This window comes from Lysobacter koreensis (assembly GCF_042677045.1).
GTDB classification, from domain to species: Bacteria; Pseudomonadota; Gammaproteobacteria; order Xanthomonadales; family Xanthomonadaceae; genus Lysobacter_K; species Lysobacter_K koreensis.
In genome coordinates, this window is sequence record NZ_JBHTIH010000002.1 from 492,984 (window position 1) to 519,143 (window position 26,160).

At 68.6% G+C, this 26,160-nt stretch carries 21 protein-coding genes, 2 tRNA genes and 1 pseudogene; 7 read left to right on the forward strand and 17 right to left on the reverse strand.

Features of this window, described 5'->3' with window-relative positions:
• Window positions 1-33 precede the first annotated feature (33 nt).
• The 7 genes from ACFQZQ_RS02420 to hrcA form a co-directional block, all read right to left on the reverse strand.
• The gene (locus ACFQZQ_RS02420) at window positions 34-588 is read right to left on the reverse strand and encodes a hypothetical protein (RefSeq protein WP_386811085.1); all 555 of its coding nucleotides are present in this window, start codon (window positions 586-588) and stop codon (window positions 34-36) included.
• The gene (gene carA, locus ACFQZQ_RS02425; RefSeq protein WP_386811086.1) at window positions 585-1,712 is read right to left on the reverse strand and encodes a glutamine-hydrolyzing carbamoyl-phosphate synthase small subunit; all 1,128 of its coding nucleotides are present in this window, start codon (window positions 1,710-1,712) and stop codon (window positions 585-587) included. The genes ACFQZQ_RS02420 and carA overlap by 4 nt, the downstream gene beginning before the upstream one ends.
• 191 nt (window positions 1,713-1,903) lie before the next feature.
• Window positions 1,904-2,638: a 4-hydroxy-tetrahydrodipicolinate reductase gene (gene dapB, locus ACFQZQ_RS02430; protein ID WP_386811087.1), complete on the reverse strand. Its 735-nt coding sequence runs from the start codon at window positions 2,636-2,638 to the stop codon at window positions 1,904-1,906.
• A gap of 65 nt (window positions 2,639-2,703) precedes the next feature.
• The gene (dnaJ, locus tag ACFQZQ_RS02435; protein ID WP_386811088.1) at window positions 2,704-3,825 is read right to left on the reverse strand and encodes a molecular chaperone DnaJ; all 1,122 of its coding nucleotides are present in this window, start codon (window positions 3,823-3,825) and stop codon (window positions 2,704-2,706) included.
• A gap of 115 nt (window positions 3,826-3,940) precedes the next feature.
• A complete protein-coding gene (gene dnaK / locus ACFQZQ_RS02440; protein ID WP_386811089.1) occupies window positions 3,941-5,866 on the reverse strand; it encodes a molecular chaperone DnaK in 1,926 nt (641 codons plus the stop codon).
• Between the two features lie 173 nt (window positions 5,867-6,039).
• A complete protein-coding gene (gene grpE, locus ACFQZQ_RS02445; protein ID WP_386811642.1) occupies window positions 6,040-6,555 on the reverse strand; it encodes a nucleotide exchange factor GrpE in 516 nt (171 codons plus the stop codon).
• A 167-nt stretch (window positions 6,556-6,722) separates the two neighbouring features.
• Window positions 6,723-7,766 (reverse strand): heat-inducible transcriptional repressor HrcA, encoded by a 1,044-nt coding sequence (hrcA, locus tag ACFQZQ_RS02450; protein WP_386811090.1) that lies wholly within the window; start codon window positions 7,764-7,766, stop codon window positions 6,723-6,725.
• A 150-nt stretch (window positions 7,767-7,916) separates the two neighbouring features.
• Between hrcA and recN the strand changes: the two genes are divergently transcribed.
• Entirely contained in the window at window positions 7,917-9,620 is a 1,704-nt protein-coding gene (gene recN / locus ACFQZQ_RS02455) for a DNA repair protein RecN (RefSeq protein ID WP_386811091.1), read from the forward strand.
• A 96-nt stretch (window positions 9,621-9,716) separates the two neighbouring features.
• Here recN and fur read toward each other — a convergent pair whose 3' ends face one another.
• Window positions 9,717-10,118, reverse strand: coding sequence for a ferric iron uptake transcriptional regulator (gene fur, locus ACFQZQ_RS02460; protein ID WP_386811092.1), 402 nt, complete (start codon window positions 10,116-10,118; stop codon window positions 9,717-9,719).
• A gap of 148 nt (window positions 10,119-10,266) precedes the next feature.
• Between fur and ACFQZQ_RS02465 the strand changes: the two genes are divergently transcribed.
• Complete coding sequence (locus tag ACFQZQ_RS02465) at window positions 10,267-10,665, forward strand: outer membrane protein assembly factor BamE (protein WP_386811093.1); 399 nt, start codon at window positions 10,267-10,269, stop codon at window positions 10,663-10,665.
• Window positions 10,666-10,757: 92 nt separating this feature from the next.
• On the opposite strand, the gene ACFQZQ_RS02470 is transcribed toward ACFQZQ_RS02465, so the two are convergent.
• Together ACFQZQ_RS02470 and ACFQZQ_RS02475 are read right to left on the reverse strand one after the other, a co-directional pair.
• The gene (locus ACFQZQ_RS02470) at window positions 10,758-11,024 is read right to left on the reverse strand and encodes an RnfH family protein (protein WP_386811094.1); all 267 of its coding nucleotides are present in this window, start codon (window positions 11,022-11,024) and stop codon (window positions 10,758-10,760) included.
• Between the two features lie 83 nt (window positions 11,025-11,107).
• Window positions 11,108-11,524, reverse strand: a pseudogene (locus ACFQZQ_RS02475) (type II toxin-antitoxin system RatA family toxin); the annotation flags it as partial.
• 51 nt (window positions 11,525-11,575) lie between these two features.
• On the opposite strand from ACFQZQ_RS02475, the gene smpB reads away from it, so the two are divergent.
• Window positions 11,576-12,115: an SsrA-binding protein SmpB gene (smpB, locus tag ACFQZQ_RS02480; RefSeq protein WP_386811095.1), complete on the forward strand. Its 540-nt coding sequence runs from the start codon at window positions 11,576-11,578 to the stop codon at window positions 12,113-12,115.
• A gap of 33 nt (window positions 12,116-12,148) precedes the next feature.
• Here the strand turns inward: smpB and ACFQZQ_RS02485 are convergent, their stop codons facing one another.
• The 3 genes from ACFQZQ_RS02485 to ACFQZQ_RS02495 all read right to left on the reverse strand — a co-directional run bounded on the left by ACFQZQ_RS02485 (window position 12,149) and on the right by ACFQZQ_RS02495 (window position 17,488).
• Window positions 12,149-14,317 (reverse strand): CHASE domain-containing protein, encoded by a 2,169-nt coding sequence (locus ACFQZQ_RS02485; RefSeq protein ID WP_386811096.1) that lies wholly within the window; start codon window positions 14,315-14,317, stop codon window positions 12,149-12,151.
• Between the two features lie 124 nt (window positions 14,318-14,441).
• Complete coding sequence (locus ACFQZQ_RS02490) at window positions 14,442-16,802, reverse strand: Tex family protein (RefSeq protein WP_386811097.1); 2,361 nt, start codon at window positions 16,800-16,802, stop codon at window positions 14,442-14,444.
• Window positions 16,803-16,918: 116 nt separating this feature from the next.
• Complete coding sequence (locus ACFQZQ_RS02495) at window positions 16,919-17,488, reverse strand: arylesterase (RefSeq protein WP_386811098.1); 570 nt, start codon at window positions 17,486-17,488, stop codon at window positions 16,919-16,921.
• Window positions 17,489-17,717: 229 nt separating this feature from the next.
• On the opposite strand from ACFQZQ_RS02495, the gene ACFQZQ_RS02500 reads away from it, so the two are divergent.
• Complete coding sequence (locus ACFQZQ_RS02500) at window positions 17,718-18,461, forward strand: ABC transporter ATP-binding protein (protein ID WP_386811099.1); 744 nt, start codon at window positions 17,718-17,720, stop codon at window positions 18,459-18,461.
• Window positions 18,458-20,974, forward strand: a complete 2,517-nt coding sequence (locus tag ACFQZQ_RS02505) for an ABC transporter permease (RefSeq protein ID WP_386811100.1) — start codon at window positions 18,458-18,460, stop codon at window positions 20,972-20,974. The genes ACFQZQ_RS02500 and ACFQZQ_RS02505 overlap by 4 nt, the downstream gene beginning before the upstream one ends.
• 97 nt (window positions 20,975-21,071) lie before the next feature.
• On the opposite strand, the gene ACFQZQ_RS02510 is transcribed toward ACFQZQ_RS02505, so the two are convergent.
• From ACFQZQ_RS02510 to ppsR, 4 genes are all read right to left on the reverse strand, one after another.
• A tRNA-Glu gene (locus ACFQZQ_RS02510) sits at window positions 21,072-21,147 on the reverse strand.
• Window positions 21,148-21,197: 50 nt separating this feature from the next.
• Window positions 21,198-21,273 (reverse strand) — tRNA-Ala (locus ACFQZQ_RS02515).
• 44 nt (window positions 21,274-21,317) lie between these two features.
• Window positions 21,318-21,812, reverse strand: coding sequence for a DUF1249 domain-containing protein (locus ACFQZQ_RS02520; RefSeq protein ID WP_386811101.1), 495 nt, complete (start codon window positions 21,810-21,812; stop codon window positions 21,318-21,320).
• A gap of 97 nt (window positions 21,813-21,909) precedes the next feature.
• Window positions 21,910-22,731: a posphoenolpyruvate synthetase regulatory kinase/phosphorylase PpsR gene (gene ppsR / locus ACFQZQ_RS02525; RefSeq protein WP_386811102.1), complete on the reverse strand. Its 822-nt coding sequence runs from the start codon at window positions 22,729-22,731 to the stop codon at window positions 21,910-21,912.
• 134 nt (window positions 22,732-22,865) lie between these two features.
• Here ppsR and ppsA point away from each other — a divergent pair, with 134 nt between their 5' ends.
• Entirely contained in the window at window positions 22,866-25,238 is a 2,373-nt protein-coding gene (ppsA, locus tag ACFQZQ_RS02530) for a phosphoenolpyruvate synthase (RefSeq protein WP_386811103.1), read from the forward strand.
• Window positions 25,239-25,243: 5 nt separating this feature from the next.
• A complete protein-coding gene (locus ACFQZQ_RS02535) occupies window positions 25,244-26,158 on the forward strand; it encodes a mechanosensitive ion channel family protein (RefSeq protein ID WP_386811104.1) in 915 nt (304 codons plus the stop codon).
• The last annotated feature ends 2 nt before the right edge of the window (window positions 26,159-26,160 follow it).

Here is a 26,160-nt window from a genome sequence, read left to right on the forward strand (position 1 = left end):
CGGTGGGCGACGCGTATCCAGTCGCAGGGTTCCTTACTTGCGCACGATCCCGCAGTTTTGCGCAGCCACCTCAACGGCGGCGGCGTCCTGATCCGCTGAGCCGAACGACGGGAATTTCTTCTGCATCACTTCAGCGGCAGGAGTCTGCATGAAAGCCGCAATGTCCTGGCGTTCCGCGGCACCCAGGCCGGCCTCTACTGCCGCCATGTCAGGAACGGGCTGCCCCTTGACCTGGGCGATCGTCATGTCGCGCATCGCCCCGAGCACTTTGCTGCCGCCCGGGGTCTTCGCAAACGCGATCCATGCGACCGCCGTGGCGTCGTCGCCGAACATCGAACCGATGCTCTGCCGCATATCGGCGTGCGCGTTCTCGGTCAGCGAATCGAGAAGGCATTTGCGCTGGCCCGGCGGAAACACCTCGAAACTTGCATCCGTCTCAAACAGCTTGGCAAGCACGTAGTCGATCGTCACGTCGAGGCCGAGCATCCGCTCCACGGCCACGATGCTTTGCGGTGTCGGTGCGTCGGCCGCTGCGATGGACGGGAAGCACAACAACAACAGGCACATACTGCGCAGAAAAGCGTTCAACGGACTTCCTTCATGAGTGCGACGAACTTGTCGAACAGCGGCGCGACGTCGTGCGGGCCGGGGCTGGCTTCCGGGTGACCCTGGAAGCTGAAGGCGGGCGCGTCGGTCAGTTCGATGCCCTGGTTGCTGCCGTCGAACAGCGAGCGATGCGTGACACGTGCGTTGGCTGGCAGCGTCGTCTCGTCGACCGCGAAGCCGTGGTTCTGGCTGGTGATCATCACCCGGCCTGTGTCGAGGTCCTGTACCGGGTGGTTGGCACCGTGATGGCCGAACTTCATCTTGACCGTCTGCGCGCCGACCGCCAGGCCGAGCAGCTGGTGGCCGAGGCAGATGCCGTAGGTCGGGACCTTGCGCTCGACGAACTCCCTGATCGCGGCGATCGCGTAGTCGCACGGGGCCGGATCACCGGGACCATTCGACAGGAACACGCCGTCGGGCTTGAGCGCGAACACTTCCTCGGCGCCCGTCTGCGCCGGCACCACGGTCACGCGGCAGCCGCGCTCGGCGAGCATGCGCAGGATGTTGAGTTTGCAGCCGAAGTCGTAGGCGACCACGTGGAACTTCGCATCGGCCTGCGCAAACGTGTTGCTGTCGAGGTCGAGCTGGCCGTCGCGCCATTCGTAGCGCTCGCGGGTGCAGACTTCCTTCGCCAGGTCCATGCCCTTGAGGCCGGGGAACTGCCGCGCCGCCTCGATCGCCTTGGCCGCGTCGATGCCCTCGCCCGCCATCAGCGCACCGTTCTGCGCGCCGCTGTCGCGCAGCAGGCGCGTCAGCTTGCGGGTGTCGATGTCGGCGATCGCGACCACACCGCGCTTGGCCAGCCACTCCGGCAGCGCGACCTGGCTGCGCCAGTTGCTCGGCCGGCGCGGCACGTTGCGCACGATCAGGCCCGAGGCCCAGACCTTGCCGGCCTCGTCGTCCTGGTCGGTGCAGCCGGTGTTGCCGACGTGCGGATAGGTCAGCGTCACCAGTTGGCGCGCGTAGGAGGGGTCGGTCAGGATTTCCTGGTAGCCGGTGATCGCAGTGTTGAACACCACCTCGCCGACGGAAAGGCCGGGCGCGCCTACGGAAATGCCCTCGAAAACGGTGCCGTCTTCGAGCGCGAGGATTGCGGGATGGGTCACGGGGGTTCGCCTTGGCTGCCGGGGGTACTGAAACCGCCGAGCGCGCCCCGGAAAAACCGGGTTGCAGCAAAACACGGACTCGGTGCGGGACCGGTCCGGCGGGCGGGGTTCAGGCGAGCGAGAATTCTAGCGGCGAGCGGCCGCCAAAGCCAGCATCAAATTCGGTGATTTGCGCCATTCGAGGGCACGGATCAGGCCAGCAGGTCGCGCAACCGGTACAGGCCGGGCACGCGCGCAGGCAGGCGGGTGGCGGCGTGCAGCGCGCCGCGGGCGAAGATGTCGCGGTTGGTGGCGCGATGGTTCAGCTCGATGCGCTCGCCGGCGGCGGTGAATTGAACGAAGTGTTCACCGACGATATCGCCGGCGCGCAGCGAGGCGTAACGCGGGGATGCGCCACCGTGTTCGGCGCAGGCACCCAGGGCCAGCGCGGTGCCGGAGGGTGCGTCTTTCTTGTGCACGTGGTGGGCCTCGACGATGTCGCAATCCCAGCCCGGCAGCGCCGCCGCGGCGCGCTCGACCAGTTCGCTCAGCACCGCCACGCCCAGGCTGAAGTTGGCCGACGACAAAACCGGGATGCGGGTCGCGGCGGATTCGAGCGCGGCGCGCTGGGCGTCGCTGAGCCCAGTTGTCCCCGAGACCAACGCTGCGTCGCGCTCGGCGCACAAGCCCAGAATGCCGTCGAACCCTCCTGCGAGGCTGAAGTCGATCGCGACGTCGAACGCCGGCACGCCGTGCATCTCCTTGGCCGCGAAGTACGGCACGCCGTCGACCACCCGCTGCGCGGGCTGCGCGCGTGACACCGCGGCCACGACCTTGGCGTCGTCGCGCTCGGCCGCCAGGCGAAGCAAGGCCTGGCCCATGCGCCCGGACGCGCCGTGGATCAGGATGCGGATCGTGGTGCCGGTCTTGGTGGTGCTCGAAGTCATGCGTGCAGGCTAGCGGTGCCGGCACGGGGCGACAAGCGCGGGCGCAGCAGCCGCCCGCGATGCGATCACGAGGTCATGCGATCCCAGAAGCCCTTGACGCCATCTAGAAAGGTGGACGAACGCGGCGAATGCTTGCGTGCCCCCTCCCCGACGAACGTCGCTTCGAATTTCTCGAGCAGCTCGCGTTGTTCCGGGGTCAGGTTGACCGGGGTCTCGACCACGACCCGGCAGTAGAGGTCGCCGACCTTGCGGCTGCGTACCGATTTCACGCCCTGGTCGCGCAACCGGAACAGCTTGCCGGTCTGGGTCTCGAACGGGATCCGCAATTCGACTTCGCCGCCCAGCGTGGGCACGCGGATGGTGTCGCCGAGCGCGGCCTGCGAGATCCGGATCGGCACGTCGCAATGGAGGTCGTCGCCGTCGCGCTGGAAGATCTCGTGCTCGCGCACGCGCACGTCGACGTACAGATCACCGGGCGGCGAACCGGCCGGGCCAGCCTCGCCCTCGCCCGCCAGGCGGATGCGATCTCCGTTGTCGACGCCGGCGGGAATCTTGACCTGCAGGGTCTTGGTGCGCTCGACGCGACCTTGGCCGCGGCAGTCGCCGCACGGGTTGGAGATGCTCTGGCCGCGGCCGTCGCAATGCGGGCAGGCCTGCTGCATCGAGAAGATGCCGCGCTGGAAACGCACCTGGCCGCGACCGTGGCAGGTGGCGCAGGTTTCGACCTTGCCGTCGGCGGATCCGCTGCCATCGCAGCTGTCGCATTCGTCGAGCGTGGGGATCTCGATCTGTTTCTCGACCCCGTTGATGGCCTCCTCTAGGGACAGCTCCATCACGTAGCCGATGTCGGCGCCGCGGCGCGGTGCGCGCGCGCCGCCACCGCCTCCGAAGATGTTGCCGAAGATGTCGCCGAAGATGTCGCCCATGTCGGCGTGGCCCTGGCCACCGCCGCCCATGCCGTGCTCGAACGCGGCGTGGCCATGCTGGTCGTAGGCGCGGCGCCGGCCGGCGTCGGTCAGCACCTCGTACGCCTCCTTGCACTCCTTGAACGCGGCCTCGGACGAGTGGTCGCCCGGGTTGCGGTCAGGGTGGTGCTTCATCGCGCTGCGGCGATAGGCCTTCTTCAGGTCCTCGTCGGAGGCGTTGCGGGCCACGCCCAAAACTTCGTAGTAGTCGCGCTTGCTCATCGATGCTGCCGTTGTTCCCTAAACAGACGGGCAGGCCGTGGTGGCCTGCCCGTCGCGCTGTTGCGTTGTCGTTGCTGATAGCCTGGTCCCAGTCGACTTGATCAAGCCGGCTCGATCAGGCCTGCTTGTCGTCCTTGACCTCGGTGAACTCGGCGTCCACCACGTCATCGGACTTGCCCGCACCCGCGCCCGCGCCCGGACCCTCGGCATCCGGACCCGGCTGCTGCGTCTGGACCGCCGCAAACAGCGCCTGCGAGGCGGCTTCCAGCGCCTTCGACTTGGCCTCGATCTGGCCCTTGTCGTCGCCCTTCATCGCCGTTTCCAGCTCGGCAATCGCGCCCTCGGCCGCACCGATGGCTTCGCCGGGCAGCTTCTCGCCGTGTTCCTTGATGGTGCTGCGGGCCATGTGGATCAGGCCGTCGGCCTGGTTGCGCGCCTGCACCAGTTCGTGGAACTTCTGGTCTTCCTCGCGGTTGGCCTCGGCGTCGGCGACCATCTTGGCGATCTCTTCCTCGGACAGGCCCGAGCCGGCCTTGATCTCGACCTTCTGCTCCTTGCCGGTCTTCTTGTCCTTGGCAGTCACGTGGACGATGCCGTTGGCGTCGATGTCGAACGACACCTCGACCTGCGGCATGCCGCGCGGCGCCGGCTCGATCCCGGCCAGGTCGAAGCGCGCCAGCGACTTGTTGTAGCGGGCCTGTTCGCGCTCGCCCTGCAGCACGTGCACGGTCACCGCGGACTGGTTGTCCTCGGCGGTCGAGAAGGTCTGCGAGGCCTTGGTCGGGACGGTGGTGTTCTTCTCGATGATCTTGGTGAACACCCCGCCCAGGGTCTCGATGCCCAGGCTGAGCGGGGTCACGTCGAGCAGCAGCACGTCCTTGACGTCGCCCTGCAGCACGCCGCCCTGGATCGCGGCACCCACGGCCACGGCCTCGTCCGGGTTGACGTCCTTGCGCGGCTCCTTGCCGAAGAAATCGGCCACCGCCTGGCTGACCTTGGGCATGCGGGTCTGGCCGCCGACCAGGATCACTTCGCTGATGTCGCTGGCGCGCAGGCTGGCGTCGTTGAGCGCGATGCGGCACGGCTCGATCGTCTTCTTGACCAGGTCCTCGACCAGCGACTCGAGCTTGGCCCGGGTCAGCTTGATGTTGAGGTGCTTCGGGCCGGACGCGTCGGCGGTGACGTACGGCAGGTTGACCTCGGTCTGCTGCGCGGACGACAGCTCGATCTTGGCGCGCTCGGCCGAATCCTTGAGGCGCTGCAGTGCCAGCGGGTCCTTGCGCAGGTCGATGCCCTGGTCCTTCTGGAACTCTTCCACCAGGTAATCGATGACGCGCTTGTCGAAGTCCTCGCCACCCAGGAAGGTGTCGCCGTTGGTGGCCAGCACCTCGACCTGCATTTCGCCGTCGACGGACGCGATCTCGATGATCGACACGTCGAACGTGCCGCCGCCCAGATCGTAGACCGCGATCTTGCGGTCGCCGCCCTTCTTGTCCATGCCGTAGGCCAGCGCGGCCGCGGTCGGCTCGTTGATGATGCGCTTGACCTCCAGGCCCGCGATCTTGCCCGCGTCCTTGGTCGCCTGGCGCTGGCTGTCGTTGAAGTACGCCGGCACGGTGATGACCGCCTCGGTGACGGTCTCGCCCAGGTAGGCCTCGGCGGTCTTCTTCATCTTGGCCAGCACTTCAGCGGAGATCTGCTGCGGGGCCATGGTCTTGCCGTCGAGGGTCTTGATCCAGGCGTCGCCGTTGTCGTGCGCGACGATGCCGTACGGCACCAGGCCGAGGTCCTTCTGCACTTCGGCGTCGGTGAACTTGCGGCCGATCAGGCGCTTCACCGCGTAGAACGTGTTCTTGGGGTTGGTGACGGCCTGGCGCTTGGCCGAGGCGCCGACGAGGATCTCGCCGTCCTTGGTGTAGGCGACGATGGATGGCGTGGTGCGATCGCCTTCCGCGTTTTCGATGACCTTGGCCTTGCCGCCTTCCATGACCGCAACGCACGAATTGGTCGTGCCCAGGTCGATGCCGATGATCTTGCCCATGGGGTTGTTTCCTCTGTGGTTCTTTGATGTACGTGGCGGTCGGGCCGCCGATGTGCGTGATTTGGGGTCGGCCGCAGGCACTTCAAGCGCCAACCCCATTTTTGGACGGCGGGTTTAGCCCGCCGTTTGAGAGTCGGCAGGCTAAAACCCGCCCTACCCCCATTCGTGCTGGATCAATCGTGCTTGCTGACCACCACCAGCGCCGGGCGCAGCAGGCGCTCGTTCAGCAGCCAGCCCTTCTGGTAGACCTGCACCACGTGGCCGGGGGCGTGCTCGGGGCTTTCGACCATGCTCATCGCCTGGTGGTGCTCGGGATTGAAGGCCTGGCCGGCGGGATCGACGGCGGTCAGGCCGTTGTCGCTGGCGACCTTGAGCAGTTGCCGCAACGTCAGCTCCATGCCCTCGCGCAGGTGCGCGGCGGTGTCGCCGGGCACGTTGAGGCCAGCCTCGAGGCTGTCGATCACCGGCAGCAGGTCGCCCAACAAGCGCTCGTTGGCGAACTTGCGGGCCATGTCGACATCCCGCGACAGCCGCTTGCGCTGGTTGTCGAGCTCGGCGCGCTCGCGCAGCGAGTCTTCGCGCAAGCGGGTCAGCTCGGCCTGGGCGGCTTCGAGTTCGGCGGCCAGCGGGTTGGTGGATTCGGTGGTGGCCTCGGCGGCCGCGTCTTGCGTGGGGTCGATCGTCGTCATCATGCTCTCAGCTCGTCCTTCTTGCGCGCCGGTGCGCAACACCCCACCGCTATGGGGGCGGGGTGAGGGGGCTTCAAGGGAACAGCGTGGGCCCATCGCGATGGTGCCGGGACTGGCCGGTGCGCGCGGTGGGACTCACGGCGCGCCGGGCGCGCTACCGCAGGCGTTCAGGGCGGGTCGAAGGCACTGCCCAGGGCATCAGCCGCGGCCTGAACCACCGGGATCACCCGGTCGTAGGCCATCCGGGTTGGCCCGATCACGCCCAGCACCCCCAGCACCTGGCCGCCGGCGGTGTATGGCGCGGTCACCAGCGAAACCCCCTCCAGCGGCGCCAGCCCGGTCTCCTCGCCGATGAAGATCCGCACCCCGGGCGCATGCACGGTGCGTTCGAGCAGTTGCAGGATTTCGCGCTTGCGCGCGAACGCCTCGAACAGCTCGCGCAGGCGGTCGACGTCGGTCAGTTCCTGCAGGCCCATCAGCCGGGTCTGCCCGGCCAGCACCATGTCGTCGTGGCCAGGCACCAGCACCTGCTCGGCCAGCTCGATCGACTGGCTCAGCAGCACTTCCATCTCCGCCTGCGCGGACTTGAGTTCGTGCAGCAAGGTCGCGCGGATGTCGGCGGCATTGCGGCCGGCGAAGTGGCTGTTGAGGTAGTTGGCCACGCGCTCCAGCTCGCCGGCCTCGTAGGCGCGGCGGGTCTGGATGATGCGGTTCTGCACGTCGTTGTCGGCGAACACCAGGATCGCCAGCACGCGCTGCCCGTCCAGCGGCACGAAGTCGATCCGCCGGAACGCGAACTGCTCGCGCTTGGGCACGCTGACCACGCCGACGAAATGGGTCATCGCCGAGAGCAGCTCGGACGCGCTGCCCAGCAGGGCCTGGGTGCCCGACCCGGCCGGCAGCTCGCTGCGCAGGCGCGCGATCTCGCTCTCGGGCAGCGGCCGCACCTGCAGCAGCGAATCCACGAACAGCCGGTAACCCTGCGCGGTCGGCACCCGTCCGGCCGAGGTGTGCGGGGCACTGAGCAGGCCCACGTCCTCCAGGTCGGCCAGGATGTTGCGGATCGTCGCCGCGCTGACGTCGAGCCCGGCGTGGCGCATCAGCGTCTGCGAACCGACCGGCTCGCCGCTGCGGATGTAGCGCCCGATCAGCGTGCGCAACAGCTGGCGCGCGCGCGGGTCGAGGCTGGGGTCGGCGGGTTTGCGGGACATGGGCTGGATATACGTCGCCGGCGCGGGTCGCGCAAGCCGACGTGATCGCCGCTGTCGGACCGGGTAGGCAGCGCGAATCTCAGGTTCAGCGACGCCCGCCGATCAGGCTCGCCGCAACAACGGCGCCATCCACCCTTAGAATCGCGGCCAATGCTTACCCACCTCTCCCTCAAGCAGTTCGCCGTGGTCAGCGCGGCCGAACTTACCTTCGGCCCGGGCCTGACCGTGATCTCCGGCGAGACTGGCGCGGGCAAGTCGTTGCTCGTCGATGCACTGGGCCTGCTCTCGGGCCTGCGCGCCGACAGCGGCGTGGTCCGGCACGGTGCGCAGCGCGCCGAGCTGGTCGCCGACTTCAGCCTCGACGATGCCCCACTGGCGCTGGCGTGGCTGCGCGAGAACGAACTCGACCAGACCGACGAGGACAGCGACGAAGGCGTCCGCCCGCCCGAGGCGGCGTGCCAGATCCGCCGCGTGATCCGTGCCGACGGCGGCTCGCGGACCTGGATCAACGGCCGCCCGGTGACCCTGGCCCAGCTCACGCAGCTCACGGCCTACCTGGTCGAGATCCACGGCCAGCACGAGCACCAGGCGCTGCTGTCCAAACCCAGCCAACTGGCCCTGCTCGACGCCTACGGCCGCACCGACGCGCAGCGCTCGGTGGTGGTCGGGGCGGCGCAGGCGTGGAACGCGCTGCTGCGCGAGCGCGACACGCTGTCCGCGGCGGGCGACGTCACCGACCGCATCGCGTGGCTCGAGCACCAGCACGGCGAACTCGAGCGCGAAACCCTGGACCCGGAGTCGATCGCCAAGCTGCAATCGGACCACCGCCGGCAGGGCCACGCCTCGGACCTGATCGCTGCGTGCGAGAGCGCCTTTGCCCAGCTCGGCGGCGACGACGGCCCGTCCCTGTCGCGCTCGCTGCAGCAGGTGCGCGGCGAATTGCAGCGCGTCAGCGCGCACGAACCGCGCCTGTTGGAAGTCGACGGCATGCTCGACAACGCCGCGATCCAGCTCGACGAGGCCCTCGCCCAGCTAGACCGCGTGCGCAGCGACCTCGACCTGGACCCGTCGGCGTTCGAGACGCTGGAACGCCGGCTGGGCCGCATCCACGAGCTGGCCCGCAAGCACCGCGTCGCACCCGAGCAGTTGGCGGGCCAGCGCGACGCGATCGCGGCCGAACTGGAAACCCTGCGCGGCGCCGGCGAACGCCTGCTCAAGCTCGATACGGAAATCGATGCCGCCCGCGAGGCCTGGCGCGCGGCAGCGGCCACGCTCGGCGCGGCGCGGCGCAAAGCCGCCGAATCGCTGTCGGCGTCGACCACCGCGCTGATCGCGGAGCTGGGCATGGGCGGCGGGCGTTTCGACATCGCGATCGAGCCGCAGGACGGCGACCGCCCGGACCCGAACGGCAGCGAGCGCGTCGAGTTCCTGGTCGCCGCCAACCCCGGCCAGCCGGCCCGCGCGCTGCGCAAGGTCGCGTCCGGGGGCGAGCTGTCGCGGATCTCGCTGGCGATCGAGGTCGCCGCGCTGGGCCTGGACGCGGTGCCGACCATGGTGTTCGACGAGGTGGACTCGGGCATCGGCGGCGGCGTGGCCGAGATCGTCGGCCAGAAGCTGCGTGCGCTCGGCGCCAAGCGCCAGGTGCTATGCGTGACCCACTTGCCGCAGGTCGCTGCCCAGGGCCACGGCCACTACCGCGTCAGCAAGGCGGCCAACGAAGGAGTGACCCAGAGCGCGGTGGCGTCGCTGGACGCGAAGCAACGCGAAGAGGAGCTGGCGCGGATGCTCGGCGGCGTCGAGCTGACCCGCGAGGCGCGGGCGGCGGCGAAGCGGTTGCTCAGCGACGTGGTCTGATCGCCAAGAAGGCCTGGTGACTCGATATCTCCGCGCGTTGCGACGCGCTCATTCCCGCTAGGGCTGTTAGCGTTTCGCGGCGCTATCGCGGCGCGCTCAGCGCTTCTTGCGCACGTACAGCACCAGCGAGTGCTCCTCGATCTCGTAGCCCAGCTTGGCCGCGATCTTGCGTTGCAGCTCTTCGATCTCGCTGCTTTCGAACTCGATGATCTTGCCCGTCTCGATGTCGACCATGTGGTCGTGGTGCTGGCCGCGGTCGAGTTCGTACACCGACTGCCCGGCCTCGAAGTTGTGCTTGAGCACCAAGCCGGCCGCCTCGAACTGGGTCAGCACGCGATACACGGTCGCCAGCCCGATGTCCTCGCTCTGGTCGAGCAGCAGCCGGTAGATGTCCTCGGCCGTCATGTGCCGCGGCTTGGCTTGCTCGAGCAACTCTAGGATCCGCATCCGCGGATGGGTGACCTTGAGTCCGGCGTTGCGCAGGTCCTGCGATTCCATGTCGATCCTCTGGGATTGCCACGCCGGGCTGGGGTAAAAATCGCCCCGAACGCCGCATGAACGCGGCCGCCGCGAGGGTCCGCGGCGATGGCTTCAGTGTATCATCGGCCGACTATTCGACTGCCGCCGCGAGTGGCCCAGACACCTCATGCGCAAGCTCCTGCCCGTACTGCTCGTTGCCCTGCTGACCGCCGGTTGCGGCGTCATCTACCGCCAGCCGATCTACCAGGGCAACCTGCTGGAGAAGGCTGCGGTCGACCAGTTGCAGGCCGGCATGAGCAAGCAACAGGTGACGTTGCTGCTGGGTACCCCGTCGATCGCTGACCCGTTCCATCAGGAGCGTTGGGACTACACGGCCACGCAGCGCGTCGGCCGCACCGGGCGCGTCGAGGCCAAGAACCTCACGCTGTGGTTCGAGGGCGATGCCCTGAGCAAGTGGGAAGGCGACTACTTCCCCGAGCAGGACGAGGCCTTGGCCAAGTCCTCGGTGAAGCAGTTTGGCCGCAACCTGGCCAAGGACAAGAAGAAGAAGCGCGGCGGCGGCTGAGCGCTCGCTGCTTTTCGCTTCAGCGCTGCGACGGCCCCGGCGTGGCCGGCTCGAACGCGGCTACCAACCGATCACCGACCTAAGCGGGCGACCTAGCCGGGCGTTTTCCGCGCCTGCGCGCGACGCCGACGTGCGTCCATCGGGTCGACCTGCAAGGGCCGCAGCAACTCCAGCCGGTCGCCTTCCTTCAGGCCGGTAGCCCGATCCACGCGCACGCCGTGTACCGCGTAGGCCAGCGTGTCGGCCTGATCGACCCACCCTGCCGCGGCCAGCGCGTCGGCTACCCGGCTGCCTTGCGGCAATTCCAGTTCGACGCTCTCGAATCGCCGCGGCCACGCGCGCACCACTTCGATCTTCATCGAACCGAGCCGCTGTCGCCGGGCTCGCCTGTGCCTTCGGCTTGCAGAAGCGCTTCCTCCGCCTCGGTCACATCCGCGTCGCTGTCGGCCACCCGGATGAAATCGTCGACCATGCGGTCGGCCAGGCTCTGGAAGCCCAGCGCCATGGCCGGGGCCAGCAGCTTCACGGTCGGCTCGAAGTTCAGGATCAGGGTGACCTTGCACGCCGATTCGTCGAGTGCGTGGAACTCCCAACGCCCGCTGAGGCTACGGAACGGCCCGTCGACCAGCTTTAGGTCGATGTGGTGCGGTGGCGCCAGCGTGTTGTGGGTGGTGAACCAGGTTCGGAGTGCGCCCAGCCCCAACTCCAGGCGCGCGACCATGTGCGCATCGCTGGCTTCCAGCACCTGCGCGGCGTCGCACCAGTCGAAGCGGCGCGGATACGCGGCCACGTCGTTGACCAGCGAGAACATGCGCGCGGTGGAGTGTTCGACTAGGGCGGAACGGCGGATGGTCGGCATGAACGGGCGGTCGGTTCGCTAAAGGGCCGTGCAATCGGGGACAATGGCGCGATGGCCAAGAACACAAGCACCAAGACAGGCAAGGATAAAGGAAAGGGCGGCGGCGGCGCGGCGGGCAAAGCCGCGCCTGCGGTCAAGACGATCGCGCTGCACAAGCGCGCGCGCCACGACTACCAGCTCGAGGAACGCTTCGAGGCCGGCCTGGCCCTGCAGGGCTGGGAGCTGAAGTCGATCCGCGCCGGCCGCGCCAACATCGGCGACAGCTACGCGGTCGTCCACGGCGGCGAGATGTTCCTGGTCGGCGCGCAGATGACGCCGTTGATCTCGGCCTCGAGCCACGTGGTCGCCGAGGAGCGCCGCACCCGCAAGCTGCTGATGCACCGTCGCGAGATCGACAACCTGATCGGCTCGATCCAGCGCGACGGCTACACCGTGGTGCCCACCGCGCTGTACTGGAAGGGCAACAAGGTCAAGATCGAGCTGGCGCTGGCCAAGGGCAAGCAGGACCACGACAAGCGCGCTGCCAGCAAGGACCGCGACTGGGCGCGCGACAAGCTGCGCGTGATGCGCGGCCACAACCGGAACGCCTGAGCGCGCCGAGCGCGAGCATCGCTGGGGGCGGCGTTACTCCACGCGCGTTGGATTGGGCAGCGTGAAATAGAAGGTCGCGCCCTGCCCTTCGCGGCCCTCGGCGCGGATCATGCCGCCGTGGCGCTCGACGATGCGCTTGACCGACGCCAGGCCGATGCCGTGGCCGGCGAACTCGCCCTGGCTGTGCAGGCGCTGGAATGGCCGGAACAGCTTGTCGACATAGTCCTGCGAAAAGCCCGCACCGTTGTCGCGCACGAAGAATTCGCCCCCGTCCGCGTCATCGGTGAAGCCCACCTCGACGCGGGCCGCCGGCTGGTCGCGGGTGAACTTCCAGGCGTTGACCAGCAGGTTCGACATCAGGTTGCGCAGCAACGCCGCATCGCCGGTCACTTCCAGCCCTGGCTGGATATGCCGTTCCACCACCCGTCCGGGATCGGCCAGGTGCTGCTCCTCGAGGATCTCCGTCGCGACCTGGCTCAGGTCGATGCGCTCGAGCTTGAGTTCGCTGCGGGTGAGCCGCGACATCTTCAGCATCGCATCGATCAGTTCGCCCATGCGTGCGGCAGCCTTGCGCACCCGGCCCAGGTAGTCGCGTCCATGCTCGTCGACGGCGCCCGCGTAGCGCTCGAACAGGATCCGGCTGAAGCCATCGATCGCGCGCAGCGGCGCGCGCAGGTCGTGGGAGATGGTGTAGGCGAACGCCTCCAGTTCCTGGTTGGCCAGACTCAGTTCACGCGTGCGCAACGCGACGCGCGCTTCGAGCGTGCGATTGAGCGCGTGTACGCGGGCTTCGGCGCGTACGCGCTCGGTGACGTCCTCGACCTGCACCAGCCCGGCGATGTCCTGGTCGATGTTGCCTGGCACTGGAGCGAAGGTCAGCTGGGCATGGCGCGGGACGCCGCCTTCCCTGTGCAGGCGACGGGTCGACCGGTACACGCCCTGCTCGTCGGTCGCCACGAACCGGCGGGTGGTGCGGGTGTCGGTATCGTCGTCCTCGAACAGGGCGTCGAAGCGGCTTCCGGCCAGGACGTCCGGCGATTGGCCGACGATCGCCGCCAGTGCCGGATTGGCCTCGACGATCCTGCCCTCGCTGTCCAGCAACGCCTTGCCGATCGCCGAGTACTGCATCGCGACGCGGAAGCGCAGTTCGCTGCGGCGGTACTCCTCGGTCATGCGGGTCGCGATCGCCTGCGCCCGGCCCTCGGTGCGCGCGAGCATCCAGGCCAGGCCGTACATCAGCAAGGAAGCGAACAGCCCCAGCCCCAACATGTTCTGCAGCCCCTGCAACTTGGGCGCCGCCAGCGACTCGGGCGGCGAATCGAACTCGACTCGCCACTGCCGGCCGTAGGATTCGACAGTGGTGCTGTGCTGGAACGCCGGCGCTTCCTCGCCGGACGCGATGGCCGTCGTGAACAGCAGCTCCTCGGCCCCGCCGGTGATGTCGTAGACGCGAAATCGCGCATCCCGGTACGCGGTGCTACCCAACGCGGCGGCCAGGAACGGATCCAGCCGGAACGGCACGTAGACCCAGCCCTGCAGCGACTCACGCCGCGCCGCGACGCTTGCCGGACGGTCGCCACCACGATAGACCGGCAGGTACAGAAGCAGTCCGGTCTTTTTCTCGGCGGCGTCCTGGATCAGGTGCACGGAGCCGGTCATGCGCGCCTCCCCGCTTTCCGCCGCCGCCTGCATCGCAGCCTGTCGGGTCGCCTCCGAGTACATGTCGAAGCCCACCGCCTGCACGTTCGCGATCGTGCGCGGCTCCAGGTAGAGGATCGGCCCGTAGAACGGGCGTCGTCCGTGCGGGCGCACGTCGAGGATGCCGTAGCCCGCATCGCGCCATTCGAGCTGCAGCTCGCCCAGGCCCCCGCCGCTGACATAGCCCGCGAATCCCAGCCCGAGCATGGCCGGGAACCGCTCGCCGATCTGCATTCCCTCTACATAGGCCTGCCACTGCCGGGGCGTCGGCCGCGCCACCGAGGCGAACAGGGCCGCGCCGCCGCGCGTCACCAACTCGTAGTTCACCAGGCGCTGCCGGATCAGGTCGACCACCTCGTCGGTCTTGCCGACGAACTCGAGCTCGGCGGCATGCAGCTCGCGCTCGCGCGCGTTCTGCCAGGTCGCGAAAACCAACGCCAGCGAACCCAGCAACACCGCCAGGGCAAACAGGTAGCCCCCGCGCGGCAGCAGGCCGCTCAACACGGGAGAGTCCGAGGATCGATTCGCGTCCATTCCGCTCAGAGCATACAAGCCCGAAGCGTGAAGGCGCGGCGCGCGGGGCGGCAATGGCGTGTCCGTCGCCCGGCCAACCTCGCCAACCCCGTGCTCATTCCGTGCGCTTGGCCCGCGCGAAGGCGTCCGCCAGCGCGTTGTTGGCCAGGACAGGCTTGGCCGCCTCGGGATTGCGTCCGGATCGGCCCTCGCGGCTGCGTTCGGACGGCCGCGCTGGGCGCGACGCCTCTCGCTGCGCGGGCCGCGGCGCCTGCGGCGCGGGCACGCTGTCGTCCAGGCGCCGGGTCAACGCGATGCGCTTGCGCGGGATATCCACCTCCAGCACGCGGACCTTGACGATGTCACCGGCCTTGACCGCCTCGCGCGGGTCCTTGATGTAGCGGTCGGACAACGCCGAGATATGCACCAGCCCGTCCTGGTGCACGCCGATGTCGACGAACGCGCCGAACGCGGCGACGTTGGTGACCACCCCCTCCAGGATCATGCCGACCTGCAGGTCTTTCAGGGATTCGACGCCGTCGGCGAAGCGCGCGGCCTTGAACTCAGGGCGTGGGTCGCGGCCGGGCTTCTCGAGTTCCTTGAGGATGTCGCGGATGGTGGGCACGCCGAACTGCTCGTCGGTGAACTGCTCGGGCCTGAGCGTGCGCAGGAACGCCCCGTCGCCGATCACCTGCTTTACTTCGCGGCCGCAGCTTTTGACGATGCGCTGCACCAGCGGATAGGCCTCCGGGTGCACGGACGATGCATCCAGCGGCTGTTCGCCGTCGGCGATGCGCAGGAAGCCCGCGCACTGTTCGAACGTCTTGTCGCCCAGCCGCGGCACGTCGAGCAGCGCGCGGCGCGAGCGGAACGGCCCGTGCTGGTCGCGATGGCGGACGATGTTCTCGGCGACCGTCGCCGACAGGCCCGACACGCGCGTCAGCAACGCCGCCGACGCGGTATTGACGTGCACCCCGACCGCGTTGACGCAGTCCTCGACCTTGGCATCCAGTGCGCGTGCCAGCCGGTAGCCGTCGACGTCGTGCTGGTACTGGCCGACGCCGATCGCCTTGGGCTCGATCTTCACCAGCTCAGCCAGCGGGTCCTGCAGGCGCCGCGCGATCGAGACCGCGCCGCGCAGGCTGACGTCGAGCTCGGGGAACTCGCGCGCGGCCAGCTCGGAGGCCGAGTACACCGACGCCCCGGCCTCGCTGACCACGATCTTCTGCAGCTTGAGTTCCGGGCACAGCTTGATCACGTCGCCTGCGAGCTTGTCGGTCTCGCGCGAGGCGGTGCCGTTGCCGATCGCGATCAGTTCGATCGCGTGCTGGGCGCACAACGCGCGCAGCGTGTGCACCGAGGCATCCCACTGCTTGCGCGGCTCGTGCGGGTAGATCGTGTCGGTGGCGACCACCTTGCCGGTGCGGTCGACCACGGCGACCTTGACGCCGGTGCGGATGCCCGGATCGAGTCCGAGCACCGCGCGCGGTCCGGCCGGCGCAGCCAGCAGCAGGTCCTTGAGGTTGTCGCCGAACACGTCGATCGCCTGCGCTTCGGCGCGCTCTCGCGCCTGGCCGAACAGGTCCAGCAGCAGGTGCAGGTGCAGCTTGGCGCGCCAGGTCAGGCGGCAGGCGTCGAGCAGCCACTTGTCGGCGGGCCTGCCCTGCGCCTGGATGCCGGCATGGTGGGCGACGCGGCCTTCCGCCTGGGCGTGGCCGGGGTCGGGATCGGTGCCCGGCTCCAGGTCGAGGAACAGGACCTCCTCGCGCCGCGCGCGGAACAGCGCCAGCAGGCGGTGCGACGGGATCTTCGCCAGCGATTCGGCGTGGTCGAAGTAGTCGCGGTACTTCGCGCCTTCGTTCTCCTTGCCCTCAGCCAGGCGGGCGCGGATCACGCCGACCTCGCTGAGCCAGCCGCGCAGTTCGCCGACCAGCGCCGCGTTCTCGCCCCAGCGCTCCATGAGGATCGCGCGCGCACCTTCGAGCGCGGCCTTGGTATCGGCCACGCCCTTGTCGGCATCGACGAAGCCGGCAGCGAAGGTTTCCGGGGTCAGCATCGGATCGGCCAGCAGGCCGTCGGCGAGCGGCTCCAGCCCCGCTTCGCGCGCGATCTGCGCCTTGGTGCGGCGCTTGGGCTTGTACGGCAGGTACAGGTCCTCCAGGCGCGCCTTGCTGTCGGCCGCTTCGATCTCGCCGCGCAGTTCGTCGCTCAGCTTGCCCTGCTCGGCGATGCTCGCCAGCACCGTGGCGCGGCGGTCTTCCAGCTCGCGCAGGTAGCCCAGGCGGACTTCGAGGTTGCGCAATTGGGTGTCGTCGAGGCCACCGGTCACTTCCTTGCGGTAGCGCGCGATGAACGGCACGGTCGCGCCTTCGTCGAGCAGGCCGATGGCGGCCAGCGCCTGCGCGGGCTGGGCGCCGATCTCGGTGGCGATGGTCTGGGCGATCGTGCGGGCGAGCCTGGGGCTGATGTCGTGCATTGCTTCCGTCGAATGAACCGGCGCGGCCGGGATGCATCGATTGTGGCAATGCCAGCGCGCTGGCGTAAGCCGTTGACAGACCGCGAGATTGCCGAACCCTGAGGGTCGACGATGCGCTATTTCAGCAGCGGCTCCAGCGCCGGCCAGACGTGGTCGCGCAGTTTGGGTTGCGCGCTGGCGACCGGATGCAGGTTGTCGGCCTGGTAGGCGCTGCGATCCAGCGCGATCGGCGCGAGGAGGAACGGCAGCAGCGCTACCCCGTGCTGGCTGGCCACGGTGCGGTAGTTGGCTTCGAAGCCCTGGGTGTAGGCCTTGCCCAGGTTGGGCGGCATGCGCATGCCGATCAGCAGCACGCGGGCGTTGCTGGCCTTGGCCGCGCGCACCATGGCGTCGAGGTTGGCGCGCGTCTGCGCCAACGGCAGGCCGCGCAGGCCGTCGTTGGCGCCCAGTTCGATCACCACCACCGCCGGGCGCGTGCGCTTGAGTTCGCCATCGATCCGCGCCGCGCCGCCAGCGGTAGTCTCGCCGCTGATGCTGGCATTCACCACGCGCCAGCCCGGCTTGGTCTTGCCGATCCGGTCCGCGGTCAGCGCGACCCAGCCCTGCGAAGCGGCCAGTCCGTAGCCGGCGGCGAGCGAATCGCCGAGCACCAGCACCGTGCGCATGTTCGCGGTGTTGGCGTTCACCGCCGGTGCCGTCGTGGGCGCTGACTCTGCAGGCAGTGACTTTGCAGGGGCCGACTTTGCAGAAGCAGTCGGTTGATCCGCCGGCGCGCAGCCCAGCAAAGCCAGCAGCACGGCGGCCCCACCAACGGCACATTGAACCCGCGACCGCCATGCCGCATATCGTGATCGCATCGCATTTCTCCATTGGCTGGCCGGACAACGGCCGGCAACATTGTTCACCAGGAAGATCATGGCCGATTCCGTCGTACCCAACGCTGACCAGACCGATGCCCGCCTCGCGCGGCAGCATGGCGAGGCGCTGAAAGTCACCAACCTGGGCAAGCGGGTGCCGTTGCCGTCGGGCGAGCTCACGATCCTGGATGGGGTCGAGTTCACGATTGCCCAAGGCGATTCGGTTGCGATAGTAGGAGCGTCCGGTTCAGGCAAGAGCACTCTGCTGGCGCTGATGGCAGGCCTGGACACGCCCAGCACCGGCTCGGTAATGCTCGATGGCGAGGCGTTGTCGGCGATGGACGAGGACGGCCGTGCCCGGGTGCGCGGCGAAAAAGTCGGCTTCGTGTTCCAGAGCTTCCAGCTGTTGCCCTCGCTGACCGCGCTGGAGAACGTGATGCTGCCGCTGGAGCTGCGCGGCGACCGCGAGGTCGAGCCGGCGGCCAAGGCGATCCTCGACAAGGTCGGGCTGGGCGAGCGCCTGGCCCACTACCCGCGCCAGTTGTCCGGCGGTGAACAGCAGCGCGTCGCCCTCGCCCGCGCGTTCGTGACGCGACCAGGGCTGCTGTTCGCCGACGAACCCACCGGCAACCTCGACACCCACACCGGCGAGGCGATCATCGAACTGCTGTTCGCGCTCAACGCCGACGCCGGCACGACACTGGTGCTGGTTACCCACGACGAGCATCTCGCCTCGCGCTGCAGCCGGCGCCTGCGCCTGGACAGCGGTGTGCTGGTCGCACAGGAGCGACAGGGATCATGACCATCCTCGCGCTGGCGTGGCGCCAGCTGCGGCGTGACCTGGTCGCAGGCGACGTGCGCATCCTGCTGGCGGCACTGGTGCTGGCGGTGGTCGCGGTGACGTCGGTGGGTTTCGTCACCGACCGCGCGCAGCGCGCGCTGGCGATCGAGGCCAACCGCCTGCTTGGTGGCGATGCGGTGGTGCGCGGCGACGCGCCGATCGGCGGCGCGATCCGCCGCGCGTCGAACGCCAGGGAATTGCGCCGGACCGAAACTCAGGAGCTGCAGACCATGATCCGGGTCGGCGCGGGCGACAACGAGCGCCTGCAGCTGGGCGACCTGCGCGCGCTCGGCGGCGGCTTCCCGCTGCGCGGCGAGTTTCGGATCGTCGATCGCGCGAACGTGGAACGCCGCGCCGACGCCATCCCCGCGCGCGGCAGCGTCTGGCTGAGCCGCGCCGGCGCCGACACGCTCGATGCGCAGCTCGGCGACACCATCGCCGTCGGCGATTCGCGGCTGCGGCTGGCCGCACTGGTCGTGCAGGAACCCGACGCCGCGCTCGACTATTTCAACGTTGCGCCCAAGGTATTCCTCAACCTGGCCGACCTGCCGGCGACGGGCCTGGTGCAGGAAGGCAGCCGGATCCGCTACCGGCTGGTCGTGGCCGGCGATGCCAGCGCGGTGGACCGCTTCGTGCGCGCGGCCAAGCCCGCTCTCGGCCGTGGCCAGCGCCTGGAAACCGTGGGCGATGCGCGGCCGGAGATCCGCTCCGCGCTCGACCGCGCCGGTCGCTTCCTCGGCCTGGCCGCCCTGGTGTCGGTGGTGCTCGCCGCGGTCGCGGTGGCGATGGCCGCACGCCGACACAGCGAACGCCACCTCTCCGGCACGGCGGTGATGCGCTGCCTCGGCGCCAGCCAACGCACGCTCGTGGGCATCCACGTCGGCGAACTGCTGCTGCTGGGCCTGATCGCGTGCACGATCGGCGTCGCGCTGGCATTCGGCCTGCAATGGCTGGTCGGCGGCTGGCTCGCGCAATCGCTGGGTTTGTCGATCCCCGCCGCAGGCTGGCTGCCGGCACTGGAAGGTTACGGCGTCGGGCTGGTCGTACTGCTCGCGTTCGGCGCGCCGCCGGTGCTGGCACTGCGCCGCGTGCCCGCCTTGCGCGTGTTGCGTCGCGACCTCGACCCGACCGAGCCGAGCAGCTGGCTGGTCGCAATCCTCGGGCTGGCGGGACTGGCCGCGTTGCTGTGGTGGAAAGCCGGCTCGCCGACTCTCGCCATCGCGATGCTGGGCGGTATCGTCGCCACGCTGGCGGTGTTGGCCACGCTGGCCTGGCTGATGATCGTGGTGGTGCGCCGCCTGCGTTCGCGCCTGCGCGGCAGCCTGCGCTACGGGCTGGCGAACGTGAGCCGGCGCGCGGGCAGCAGCGTGGCGCAGGTCTCGGCGCTGGGTCTGGGGCTGATGGCGTTGCTGCTGTTGACGTTCGTGCGCACCGACCTGCTCGATCGCTGGCAGCTCTCGCTGGCGGCCGACGCGCCGAACCGCTTCATCATCAACGTGCAGCCCGACCAGATCGCGCCGATGCGCGCGTTCATGGCCGAGCAGCAACTGGCGGCGCCGGCGCTGTACCCGATGGTCCGCGGCCGCCTGACCACGCACAACGGCAAGCCGGTCAGCGGCGCCGACTACGCCGGCGGGAACGGCGACGCCCAGTCGCAACGCCGCGCCGAGCGCGAGTTCAACCTGTCGATGGCCGCCCGCCTGCGCGACGACAACCAGGTCACCGCCGGCAAGTTCTGGTCCGCGACGCCGCCGGCACAGCCCGAGGTGTCGGTCGAGGAAGGGTTTGCCGAATCGCTGGGCTGGAAGCTCGGCGACCGCATCGCGTTCGACATCGCCGGCCAGCCGTTCGCGGCGCGCATCACCAGCCTGCGCAGCGTCGACTGGGAGAGCTTCCAGCCGAACTTCTTCGTGATCGCATCGCCGGGGGCGCTCGACGCCTACCCCGCCAGCTACATCACCGCCGTCAGCGTCCCGGAAGAGCGGACGCGTTTTACCGCCGACCTGGTCGGCCGTTTCCCGAACCTGTCGGTGATCGACGCCGACGCGGTCCTCAAACAGGTACGCAGCACCGCCGACCAGGTGTCGACGGTGGTCGAGGTGGTGTTCTATTTCTCGCTCGCCGCCGGCCTGCTGGTGCTGATGGCCGCGGTCAGCGCCAGCCAGGACGAACGCCTGCTCGAAGGCGGGGTGATGCGCGTGCTCGGCGGCAGCCGGCGCCAGTTGCGGCTGGCGCAGGCCTCGGAATTCATCGCGATCGGATTGCTGTCGGGCCTCACCGCGACCGTCGCGGCGTCGGTGCTTGCCGGCGTGATCGCCAAGCGCGTGTTCGACCTGCCTTGGCAGGCCGACTGGCGCTTGGCTGTGGTCGGTGGTGGGGTCGGCGTGCTCGCGGCTTTGCTGGCCGGGATGTTCGCGACCCGGCGCGTGCTCGATGCACCGCCGTCGGTGACCTTGCGCGAGCTGCAGGACTGACGCTTCGCGAGTAGATGCGGCGCGCCACACATTGGCGCGCCGATACCATCCGCAAAACGACTCAGGCCCGCTTGCGCGGGCCTGAGTCGTTGAACATTGGCGTCCCCACGGGGATTCGAACCCCGGTGTCCACCGTGAAAGGGTGGTGTCCTAGGCCTCTAGACGATGGGGACTTGAAACTTGACCCATCCGCGCGCCGACGAGGCTTGTCAGTGCACGAAATTGGTGGAGCCAGGCGGGATCGAACCGCCGACCTCCTGCATGCCATGCAGGCGCTCTCCCAGCTGAGCTATGGCCCCACGTGCTGGTGAGCCGCAAATCTTAGAGGCCGTTTTCGGAGTCGTCAAGCCGTCTTTTGGATTTCGATCGGCATTTCGCGTTGCGGGTGCAGCGTCGCCACGCCATGGCCGCGCTCGGCCAGGTACTCGAGCCATTTGCCGAGGAACGTGTTCATGCGCATCCGGTGGCTGATCAGCTCGGCCGGCGGCGGGTACATGCCGATCACGTCCTGCCAGCGCCGGCCCACGTAGCAATGCGTGGCTTCCAGCTGGCGGGTGTCGTGGTACAGCCGCAGGTACGCCGACGGATCGGGCTCGCCGGTCAGCGGGTCGGGCATGGCATAGGTGAGCCGCAGCTGCGTGGTGTAGCGGTGCTGCTCGATCACGTCCACCCGCAACGCCAGTCCGTCGCCGATATCGGACAGGTAATGGCCTGCGGCCAGATCGGCCGGCGCGAACAGGCGCGCCAGGCGCGCGTGGTTCTCGGCGTACAAGCCCATCAGCCAGCCGAAGCGGTTGAGCTTCGGGATGCGCGCGGTGCGGGCGACGAGCGAATTCATGGCCCGATCCTACACGGCACCCACGCGTCACGGCAGCGTTGACGGCGCGTGCCGGTCAGCCTAAGTTTGGTGTTCGCATGGAAGGCCGCAACGGCCTTCAGAACATCTCGCGATGAATCCCCAGCGTCGCCAGCACCTTGCTCGAGATCTCCTCGATCGAGGTATGCGTGGTGCTCAGCGTCGGGATGCGTTCGGCGCGGAACATGGTTTCGGCCGCGGCGACTTCGCGCTTGCAGGTCTCGAGCTTGGCGTAGTGCGAGTTCGGGCGCCGTTCCTGGCGGATCTGCTGCAGGCGGATGGGGTCGATGGTCAGGCCGAACAACTTGGCGCGATGCGCGCGCAGGCGCGGCGGCAGGCGGTCGTGCTCCAGGTCTTCCTCGGTCAGCGGGTAGTTCGCCGCGCGGATGCCGTAGTGCAGCGCCAGGTACACGCAAGTCGGCGTCTTGCCCGCGCGCGATACCGCCACCAGGATCAGGTCGGCGTCCGCGTAGTCGATGCTGGCGCCGTCGTCGTGGGTCAGCGCGAAGTTCATCGCGTTGATGCGGCGGTGGTAGGTCTCGAAGTTGACCAGGCCGTGCGCCTGGCCGATTCGGCGCTCGCGCGCCTGCCCCAATTCGCGCTCCAACGGTTCGATGAACGGCGCGAACACGTCGAGCATCAGCGCCCCGCTTTCCGCCAGCGCGGCGCCGACCTCGCCGTCCATGCACGAGTTGATCACCACCGGCCGCACGCCGTGGATGCCGGCGGCGACGCGGATCTTGGCGGCGGCTTCCCGCGCGCGCTCGACGCTGTCGACGAACGCGAGTCGGTCGGTGACGAAGCGGGTGCCGGTGAACTGGGTCAACAGGCTGTGGCCGATGGTCTCGGCGGTAATGCCGGTGCCGTCGGAAACATAGAAAACCGGCCGCACTTCCGCCATCGCCCCACCCCGTCGCCAGAACCGCTGCCCATACGAAAAAGCCCGTCGAATCAACCTTGTATGCACTCGACGCACGGGCGATCATAGCCGCTTGGCCGCGTCCGCACGCGTCTATCCCACGGAGATCGACCGCCTTGAACGAGAACATCCTCTGGCTGCACGCGCTGCGCCTCACTGACCTGGCCCGCGTCGGCGGCAAGAACTCCTCGCTCGGCGAGATGATCGGAAACCTGGCCAACCTCGGCGTGTCGGTGCCCGGCGGCTTTGCGACGACCTCCGAGGCGTTCAAGGACTTCATCGCGCACAACAACCTGCACCAGCGCATCTTCGACAAGCTGGCGACGCTGGACGTCGAGGACGTCGCCGCGCTCACCGCGGCCGGTGGCGAGATCCGCGGCTGGGTGATCGATGCGCCGCTGCAGCCCGGACTCGATGCGGACATCCGCACCGCCTACCGCCAGCTGTGCACGGAGAACGGCGGCGGCGATGTCGCGGTGGCGGTGCGCTCGTCGGCAACCGCCGAGGACCTGCCCGATGCGTCGTTCGCCGGCCAGCAGGAAACCTTCCTCAACGTCACCGGCGAGGACGACGTCGTCCACAAGGTCAAGGAAGTCTTCGCCAGTCTCTACAACGACCGCGCGATCGCCTACCGCGTGCACCACGGCTTCAAGCACGAGGACGTGTTCCTGTCCGCCGGCGTGCAGCTGATGGTGCGCTCCGACGTGGGCGCGGCGGGCGTGCTGTTCACCCTCGACACCGAATCGGGTTTCCGCGACGTGGTGTTCGTCACCTCCAGCTACGGCCTGGGCGAGATGGTCGTGCAGGGCGCGGTCAATCCGGACGAGTTCTTCGTCTACAAGCCGACACTCGCGCAGGGCAAGCCGGCGATCCTGCGCCGCTCGATCGGCGCCAAGCAGCTGCGCATGGTCTATTCCGACCAGCCCGGCGAGCGCGTGCGCACCGAGGACACCCCGGCCGAGCTGCGCAGCCAGTTCTCGCTAACCGACGCCGACGTGCACGAGCTGTCCAAGCAGGCGCTGGTGATCGAAAGGCATTACGGCCGCCCGATGGACATCGAGTGGGCGAAGGACGGCGTCAGCGGCAAGCTGTTCATCGTGCAGGCGCGCCCCGAGACGGTGAAGTCGCGCGGCCGCGCCACCCAGATCGAGCGCTACCAGCTGCTGCAGCGCGGCGACGTGGTCTGCGAGGGGCGCGCGATCGGCCAGAAGATCGGCAGCGGCACCGCCCGCGTGGTGCGCAGCCTGGCCGACATGGCGCGCGTGCAGCCCGGCGACGTGCTCGTCGCCGACATGACCGATCCCGATTGGGAGCCGGTGATGAAGCGCTCGGCGGCGATCGTCACCAACCGCGGCGGCCGCACCTGCCACGCCGCGATCATCGCGCGCGAGCTCGGCGTGCCGGCCGTGGTCGGCACCACCAATGCGCTGGACACCATCGAGGACGGCCAACTGATCACGATCAGCTGCGCCGAGGGCGACACCGGTTACATCTACGCCGGCGCCCTGCCCTTCGAACGCCACACCGCCGACCTGGAGCACATGCCGCCGGCGCCGCTCAAGGTGATGATGAACGTCGCCAACCCGGAGCGCGCGTTCGACTTCGCGATGCTGCCGCACGCGGGCGTCGGCCTGGCGCGCCTGGAGATGATCATCGCCAGCCACATTGGCATCCATCCGAAGGCATTGCTGGAGTACGGCAAGCAGGATGCGGAGACCAAGAAGAAGATCGACGCGAAGATCGCCGGCTACGGCGAGCCGGTGCAGTTCTACGTCGATCGCCTGGCCGAGGGCATCGCTACGATCACCGCTTCGTTCGCGCCGCACCCGGTGATCGTGCGCCTGTCGGACTTCAAGTCGAACGAATACGCGAACCTGATCGGCGGCGCGGCGTACGAGCCGCACGAAGAGAACCCGATGCTCGGCTTCCGCGGCGCCAGTCGCTACGTCGACCCGAGCTTCGCCGACGCGTTCGCGCTGGAATGCCAGGCGGTGCTGAAAGTACGCGAGCAGATGGGACTCACCAACTGCTGGATCATGATCCCGTTCGTGCGCACGCTGGACGAGGGCCGCAAGGTAATCGAGGTGCTGGAGGCCAACGGCCTCAAGCGCGGCGAGAATGGCCTGAAGATCATCATGATGTGCGAAGTGCCGTCCAACGCGTTGCTCGCCGAGGAGTTCCTCGAGATCTTCGACGGCTTCTCGATCGGCTCCAACGACCTGACCCAGCTCACCCTCGGCCTGGACCGCGATTCGGCGATCGTCGCCAAGCTGTTCGACGAACGCGACCCGGCGGTCAAGAAGCTGTTGTCGATGGCGATCTCGGCCGCGCGCGCCAAGGGCAAGTACGTCGGCATTTGCGGCCAGGGCCCAAGCGACCACCCGGACCTGGCCGAATGGCTGATGGACCAGGGCATCGAGTCGGTGTCGCTGAATCCGGACACGGTGGTCGACACCTGGTTGCGCCTGGCCAAGGCCAAGGCGGGCTGAGAAGGATGGCGCTGCAGATCCCGACGACGCTGAGGGAACTCGAGGGCATCAACCTCCTGACCGAAGCACGGCACTTCGGCTTGAAGCTGCTGGGTGCGCTGCTGATCCTGCTGGTCGGCATCTGGCTGGCCAGGCGGCTGTCCAACGCGCTCGACCGCGCCTTCACCCGCGCCAGCATGGAAGCGACCCTGCGCGGGTTCCTGCGCAACGTCATCTATGCCGCGATGATCGTGGTGATCATCGTGGCCGCACTGGACTTTGCCGGCGCGCCGATGACCTCGGTGTTGGCGGTGCTCGGCGCCGCCGGCCTGGCGATCGGCCTGGCACTCAAGGATTCGCTGTCGAACATCGCGTCGGGCGTGATGCTGATCGCGCAGCGTCCGTTCCGCGTCGGCGACTTCATCCAGGCCGCGGGAATCGAAGGCACCGTCGACCAGATCCGCGTGTTCCAGACCCGCATGCGCACCATCGACAACCGCACCGTGGTATTGCCGAACAGCCTGATCACCACCGCGCCGATCATCAACTTCACCGCCAACCCGAAACGGCGGATCGACCTCGCGGTCGGCGTGGGCTACGACGACGACCTGAAACTCGCGCGCGAAACCCTGCTCGAGGTCGCCCTCGCCCATCCGAAAGTGCTCAAGGAGCCCAAGCCCGAGGTGCTGGTGATGGCGCTGGCCGAGAGCAGCGTCAACCTCGAGTTGCGGGCCTGGGCCAAGACCGGCGACCTGGTGTCGACCAGGAGCGAGCTGACCGAAGCGGTGCGCAACGAGGTCATCGGCCGCGGCTTGAGCATTCCGTACCCGCAGCGCGACCTGCGCGTCTACCACCACGACGCCGACGGCCGGCCGTTGCACGAGCTGCTGGTCAAGTCGGTCGCCGAGGTTGGCGACGTCGCCGCGCCGAAGAAGGCCTGAAG